Below are 7,196 nucleotides of genomic sequence, written 5' to 3'. Positions count from 1 at the left end.
GGCGGCTGAAACCCAGGCTGTGATGGCAATCTAGCAATCCGCCGTAACCCACCATTTAAGGTGTGTCGGTCCACTACATGAGTCCAGATTATTGTCCAGTATAATTGCAAAACAAAACATCATGAAAAAATACATTTCAATCCGATATGTGATCCCCCTGGTGATCGTCGTCCCCTTAGTTATCGCCACCGGGACGACCGCTGTTTTGGCTTTTTACAGCGGCCGTCGTGCGGTCGAGAGCCTCATTTCAGAATTGAGTAAAAAAGCGTTGAATTCGATTGAAAAGCACGTCAATACCTACCTTACAGCCCCCCAAATCGTCAACAAACTCAATTTTATTACCATTGAAAATAATTTAATAGATCCGACCGACTTCGAGCTGCTGACTCGCTATTTTAACGATCAGGTCGCCACAATAAATGGTTTGTCTCACATTTATCTCGGAACTGAAAATGGTGAATTTATCGGTATCAAACGGCAGGGGGATGGCACCCGAGAATTGATTTTGGGAAATGCCGAAACCCAGGGGCGCAGAAACAGATACCAACTCGACTCCTCCGGCCAGAGAGTCGAGGCAATCGGCACCTTGGAAGACCGGTACGATCCCCGGGTGCGGCCCTGGTATAAAGAAGCATTAAAAGTTGGGGATCTGACCTGGAGTCCCGTTTACGTTTTTGGCTCGACTTTGGAGTTAGGAATGAGCTCGGTCATTCCAGTCCGAAATCTTCGCGGGGATACGGTCGGTGTTTTGGGCATCGACTTAGGGTTGAAAGACCTGAGCAATTTTCTCAGGAGTTTGGAGATCAGCCCCCGAGGGATGGCATTTATTATCGATCGCGCCGGAAATGTGGTCGCCAGTTCAACCGACGAACAACCCTTTTTAAACGAGAACGGAGAAAACCGGAGATTGCCCGCCCTAGAAAGCCGAGAACCCGTGATTCGAGACACCCTGAAAAATCTGCTCGATACCGAGTCGAGTTTGATGCAAATTCAAGAACCGATCGCGATCAGCTTTTCATGGCAAAATCAACGGCAATTGGTGCAGGTCGTCCCCCTGCAAAGTAACGGTTTAGATTGGCTAATTTTCGTGGTAATTCCCGAGGAAGATTTTATGCAACTGATTTATAATAACCTCCGCTTTACCGCGATCGTCGGCTTGGGGGTGATGGTGGTGGCGGTGGGACTCGGGGCGATCGCATCCTTGTGGATTGTCAGACCCATCGACAATTTAGCCCAAGGAGCCAAAGCCATCAAATCCAATTCCTTCGACCCCCACAGTCTCAAAAATACCGCTTCCCGCCCCGACGAAATGGGAGAGTTGGGACAAGCTTTCCTGGAAATGGCAGACATCGTTGATGCCCGGGAAAAAAGTCTCACCGAAAAACTCGAATCCCTGCGCGACCAGCAAGAACAATGGCGGCGGACACTCCATCAAAACAAGGACTTGAACCGCGATCGCTTCGACGAGCTGATCGAGCGAGCCCGACAATCCAGAAATAATAATTAATAATGAATAATGAATACAGAGATTTCCACTAAGGAATTGACACTGGATGCTGACGGTCATGGCGCCACCTTTGATGTGGTCGTCATCAACGACAGCGATCGCATGAGTAGCTTTCAACTGGAGATGTCCGCCGCCGGAGTCGAGTTCGACCGCCAATCCCGCTGGTACGCCGTCACCCCGGAAGTTTGCACCAAAAAACCCCCCGGGGATCAAACCGAATTTCGGGTGAAAGTGCTGCGATCGCCCATTCCCGGATTTGTCGGCTTAATCAACCTCACCGTGAAAGTCTTCTCCCTCGAACTCGGGAGCGAAGATCGCCACATCCTGCGACTGCACGTCGGCGAGGGAGTCGAGAAATGTCCCTTTCAACTGCAACTCCCCGCCGACCCCATCCAAACCCTTCCCGATACCGAAATTGACATTCCCATCGGCATCTACAACAAAAGTTCTAAACCGATCGCCGTCACCCTCTCCTGTCTGAGTCCCAAGCGGGAGTGGTTGACCCTGGACAATCCCCCCCCTGTGCCCCCCCAGGAGTGGGTCGAACAGCCCCTCAACTGCCGGGTTCCCGAACTCGCCGAAGCCCGAGCCGGCATCTATCCCTTCACCCTGGAAGTGACCTCGGCCCACTACACAACGGCCCGCATTCGTGGCACAATCGAGGTGTTGCCGACCGGATCTGTGGAATTTACCGCCTTTCCCAAATTCCTGCGAGAACCCCAAACTCGCCCCTGGCTTCCCCAATGGCGCATCCCTGCGGCTGTCTATCAGTTGGAATTTACAAATTATTCCAATTTGACCCAGCAGGAAACGGCCGAAATTCTCAAAAATCGCCGCAGCGAAGACCAGGAAAAACGGGAGTTTTCGATTCTCCCAGAACAAGTGAATTTGGAGCCGGGAGAAACCCAAACCTTGGAACTGTTCGTCAACAGCAAGCGGCCCTGGGTGGGTTTCGGGAAAACGGAAATCATCGAAGTGGTGGGGCGATCGGTTTCCGAGGACGGAGGAAGCGGAGTGGGGGGAATGGGGGGACAGAAACTTCCTCCGCTCCCTCCGCTCCCGACTCCCGACTCCCGACTCCCGACTCCCTCCCCCGCCTCCCCTGCCTCCCCCGAAGATCCCGTAGAAATTCTGGAGTTGAAGCTGCTCCCCATCATTCCCCGCTGGCTGCAAGTGGCGATCGCACTATTGCTCTTGGGCGGCATCTGGTGGCTGTGGTACGCCTCGTTCCGCCTCAACACCCACACCGGTCCGGTGAATGCCGTCGAGTTCAACGGCTTGGGCGACCTGGCGATCAGCACCTCCAACGACCAAACCCTGCGGGGGTGGCGGGTGCGGGGGAACAAGCTCCAGCCGACCGGCTTGTTGGGCAACTTGGGCAAAGCCGGACGGACGGCTCACTACCGACCCCTCAATAATAATCGCGTCGCCGTCGGGTTGGAAAACGGGGAAATTCAGATTTGGGACCTGCTCGAACGGGCCGAACAGCCCCGCCGCTCCCTGTCCTACCGCCGGGACGATCGCGTGATGGCCCTGGCCTACGTCGGGGATTCCCAATTGTTATTTAGCGCCCACGGCAGCGGCCTGCTGTTGCAGTGGTACGTCGGCCCCAATGTAGGTCTGGTCAATGTGGACGAACCCCGATCGCTCCGAGAATTCGATTTCGCCATCTACGATCTCGCCCCCGTCGGCCCGGAACAGAACACCCTGGCGATCGCGGGCCGCTACAACCAACTGGTGTTGTGGGACGGGTCCGGCGACGAAGAGGAGGCGGCCTCCGGCAACCTGCGAGCCGTCCCCTACCAGGCGGGGGGACAGGATGAATACATCACCAGTCTGGCGACGGCTGAAGAGAAACCCTTTTTTCTGGCTACAGCCGACGATCGCGGCACCATCAGCCTTTGGAACCTCGGCACCTGTTTGCAACAAGCGGGAGTTCCCTGCCAAATCCTGGAACAGTGGCAGGCCCACGACGGCCGGCCGATCCGCTCCCTCGCCCTGACCTCCGACGGCTGCTATTTGGCCAGCACCGGAGATGACGGCCAGGTGATGCTGTGGAGTTTGCGACGATCCGGAGAGCGATCGGCCCAAAACCTCAACGGCGAAGCGATTGTCAAATCCCGTTCCCCCCTCAACAGCGTCGATCTGATGGCGGTGGAGTCAGACCTATTGATTCTCACCGGCGGCGACAACACCCGAGTCCGCCTGCACCGACTCCGACGCCCGGAATCCGGGTGTGGGATGTAGTCCAAGTCAAAAGTCAAAAGTCAAAAATTTCCGATTCCCGACTCCCGACTCCCGACTCCCCACAAATCGTACATAACTACAGGGGTTGAAAGATCATGAACGGCACACAACTCTCACAAAATGGCGACCAACCGGGCAAAATGGTGGCGACGGTTCGCGAAGCGCCCATCAAGAATTTGGGACAATCTCTGATTGCGATCGTCAACCCGTCGGGGGACTTTGCCCTCGACGCCGGGGAAACCTTCGAGCTGCGCGTCACCCTCGTCAACCAGGGCGGCGTCGGCGCCATCATCGACGTTTACATCGACGAAACCTCCGCGTCCGTTTGGGACTGGTGCGTTAATCCCCACGATCGCCTCGCCCTGAGTCCCGGACAGAGTGCGGAGGTAGTCTTTCAATGCCCCGTCCCCCCCCAGACGGCGACGGGAACCTACCGCTATTTGCTGGTCGTCGATGCGCCGCAGCACTACCCGGAAGATACCCCCATCTACCACGAAGCCAACTTGCAGGTGCTGCCGCCGGTGATCTCGGCGGTGCGGATCGACGATCCCACCTTCAGCCTCGTGCCGGCCACCACCTCCACCGAACCCGCGATCGCCCAACCCGGACGCCCTTTGGAGGTTCGCGCCGTCGTCAACAACCGCGATCGCCGGGTAGATCGGTTTCGACTCAGTTGCGCCGATATCCCCCCGGAATGGGTGGAAATCGAATACCCCGAAGGCCTCAACGACCTGGGTTTGGTCGTCGCCTCCGAAAGCCTCGCCCTCAACCCTGGGGCGGTGGGAGAAATTCTGCTGCGTCTCAACCTCCCCCCGGACGTGCAGGCGGGACGCTACGCCACCACCTGGCACCTGAGCTCGGAAAATCGCCCGGAACTGGCTTTGTTGGATATCCTGCATTTCAGCATCCCCGCCACCTACGATTTGGGTTTGGATCTGCGGACGATAGTGGGCCGCATCCGCCGGGGCAGCGGACAATTTGAACTGCAAATCGACAACCGGGGCAATACGGCCCGGGAACTGCGGTTTACCGCCCGGGAAGCGGGGGAAGTGGAAAACTGTATCTATACCCTCACCCCCGAGGAATTTCGCATCCGCCAGGACGATCGCCTGAAAATGTCCGTGGGGGTGAAGCCGAAGCGGTGGTGGAACCGGCCCTGGTGGGGGCGGGGGCGAGTGTACGAGTTTTACCTGGAACCCCAGGATTTGCACCGGCTACCCCTGCCCCAAGATCGGGTGGACGGGACCCTAATTTGGGAGGCCCGCCCCTGGTGGCAGTTGCTGCTGGCGATTTTGACCGGACTCGGCGCGATCGCGGCCCTGATTTTGGCGATTTGGTGGGTGTTTTTCAAACCCCCTACCCCATCCCGAATTTTGGAATTTGCCTCCGAGTCCCCCCGCTATACGGCGGCTAACGACGATTTTATCTATCTGGGCTGGGTCATCGACCACCCCCGCCAGATCCGCGCCCTTCAGATCGTCGGCAAATCCCCCGACGGCAGCATTACCAGCCAAGCCGTCAGTTACGATTTCACCCGCGGCATCCCCGAGGAGTTGAAGTCCCTGTGTACTTTGAAACAACTGTTGCAGTGTCACAACATCCGCACCGACGCCCGCCGGCCGGGGGACTATATTTTCGAGTTGCGGCTGCTTCCCAAACACGCCGAACAGCCGATCCAGTCGGCGACAACCAGTTTAATTAATATCCAACCTTTGCCGATTCCTAAAATTACCAATTTTGTAGCACAATTGGGGACTCGGGAGGCGGCAGAACCCTCCCCCACCCCGATCGCATCTCTCTCCCCCAAAGATGAGCAAACCGTGGCTCGGTTGGATTTTACCGTCCGACCCGGCGATCGCATCCAAACCCTGAAAGTGGTCGGCCGTTCTCCCGAAGGGACGGTGAATTTTGAGGAGAAAACGTTTGATGTGAGTCCCGATAATTTTTCGGAGGAATTGTTGGGCGTTTGTCAGATCGACTGGGATGGGATTTTGACCTGTCGCGGGTTGCCGCTGGAATTGGAACAACCCGGCACTTATATTTTTGAACTGCAAGTTATTTCTCTGGATTCTCCGGGGGAAGCCACGGACGCGGCCGAAGCCGATCCGATCGTCTGGTCAGCCCCGGAACCGCCACGGGTGACGCAATTTGCCAGCGATCGCTCCACCTATCGGGTCGGCGAACAGGAGCAAATTCAGTTTGAATGGGCGATCGCAAATCCGGCGGAACTCAAACAATTGGTGTTGCGGAGTTTGTCCCCGGAAGGGTTGGTCAATTTCCCTCCTCTCACCTATCGCTTTGACGGGCAAATTCCCGAAACCCTGCGAGACAAGTGCCGAGTTTTCGGGGAACAATTGGTTTGCAAAACTATCCCCGTCGCACTGCCGGAACCCGGACGGTATGATTTTGAACTGGAGGCGATTTCTAAGTCGGAAACGGAACCGGATCGAGAGACTTACGCGATCGCGATCGAACCGCCTCCACCCCCAAAAGTCGATCGCTTTGCCGCCGCCCAACCCAGTTATCAAGCCGGGAAAGATACGCCCATTCGACTCAATTGGACGGTGCAAAATCCGGAACAGTTGCTCGAAGTTCGCATCGTGGGGCGATCGGCTGATGGATTGGTCAAAGTACCCGAAATGACCTATCCTTTGATCGATGGTACGATTCCTCCAGACCTTCAAAAAAACTGTCAACTGACTCCGGAAATGTTGACCTGTCGCAATGTGCCGACTGCCGCGACGGAGGCGGGGGATTACATTTTTGAACTGACGGCTATTCATCAAGGAAATGTGAATCCGAACTCCACATCCACCCACAGCGATAACATCCGCATTCAACCTCAACCCGTCCCCCCACCGGAAATTAAGGCATTTCAAATTAACGGTCAAAATGCCCCGGCAAAATATGTCATCGAAATCGCCCCCGATACGTCCCCATCACCGTTGACAATTTCCTGGGAAGTGGGCGGCGAGGGCGAACTGAAAACGGAATTACTTCCCGTTCCCGGCGAAGTTCCAAGCACTGGAAATATCACCTATCCCATCGCCCCCCAATCCGGCCAGGAAACCCTGACACTGACGGTGACAAATTCCGCAGGAAAACAAGTCCAACGTTCGATTTTAATCGAAACGGTGATGTTGCCCAAAGAAGAAGAAGAAGAAGAATCGACACCGACGACACCGGAAGAATTGTCGAGTCCGGAAGCGACACCACCCCTGCCACCGCCACCTCCCGACTCCGAATCCAATCCCTTGGCTCCCCTCGACAACCCCCCGCAATTTAATTAAAAATTGGGGGATGGTAAAAGATAAGATATTATCTTTATTTCTAGCCTTTCTATAGCGCTGCGCGCGGGAGTCGGGAGTCGGGAGTCGGGAGTCGGAAACTGAAACGGCTTTTCTATAAGGGTTTGAAAATTTCTGACCCCATTTCAACTGTA

General features: G+C 55.9%; 3 protein-coding genes. All 3 read left to right on the top strand.

Going from position 1 to position 7,196, the window contains the following annotated elements; all coding sequences use genetic code 11:
- Positions 1-121 precede the first annotated feature (121 nt).
- The 3 genes from AC0QHF_RS12140 (at position 122) to AC0QHF_RS12130 (ending at position 7,044) form a co-directional block, all read left to right on the top strand.
- Positions 122-1,507, top strand: coding sequence for a cache domain-containing protein (locus tag AC0QHF_RS12140; RefSeq protein ID WP_324704478.1), 1,386 nt, complete (start codon positions 122-124; stop codon positions 1,505-1,507).
- 9 nt (positions 1,508-1,516) lie between these two features.
- Positions 1,517-3,754, top strand: a complete 2,238-nt coding sequence (locus AC0QHF_RS12135) for a hypothetical protein (protein ID WP_324704477.1) — start codon at positions 1,517-1,519, stop codon at positions 3,752-3,754.
- 95 nt (positions 3,755-3,849) lie between these two features.
- On the top strand, positions 3,850-7,044 hold the full coding sequence (locus tag AC0QHF_RS12130; protein WP_324704476.1) for a COG1470 family protein: 3,195 nt from the start codon (positions 3,850-3,852) through the stop codon (positions 7,042-7,044).
- Positions 7,045-7,196 lie beyond the last annotated feature (152 nt).

It is taken from the genome of Lyngbya sp. CCY1209, assembly GCF_055795065.1.
Note: the sequence above shows the minus strand (reverse complement) of the source record. Positions and strands in the feature narration are given on the sequence as shown.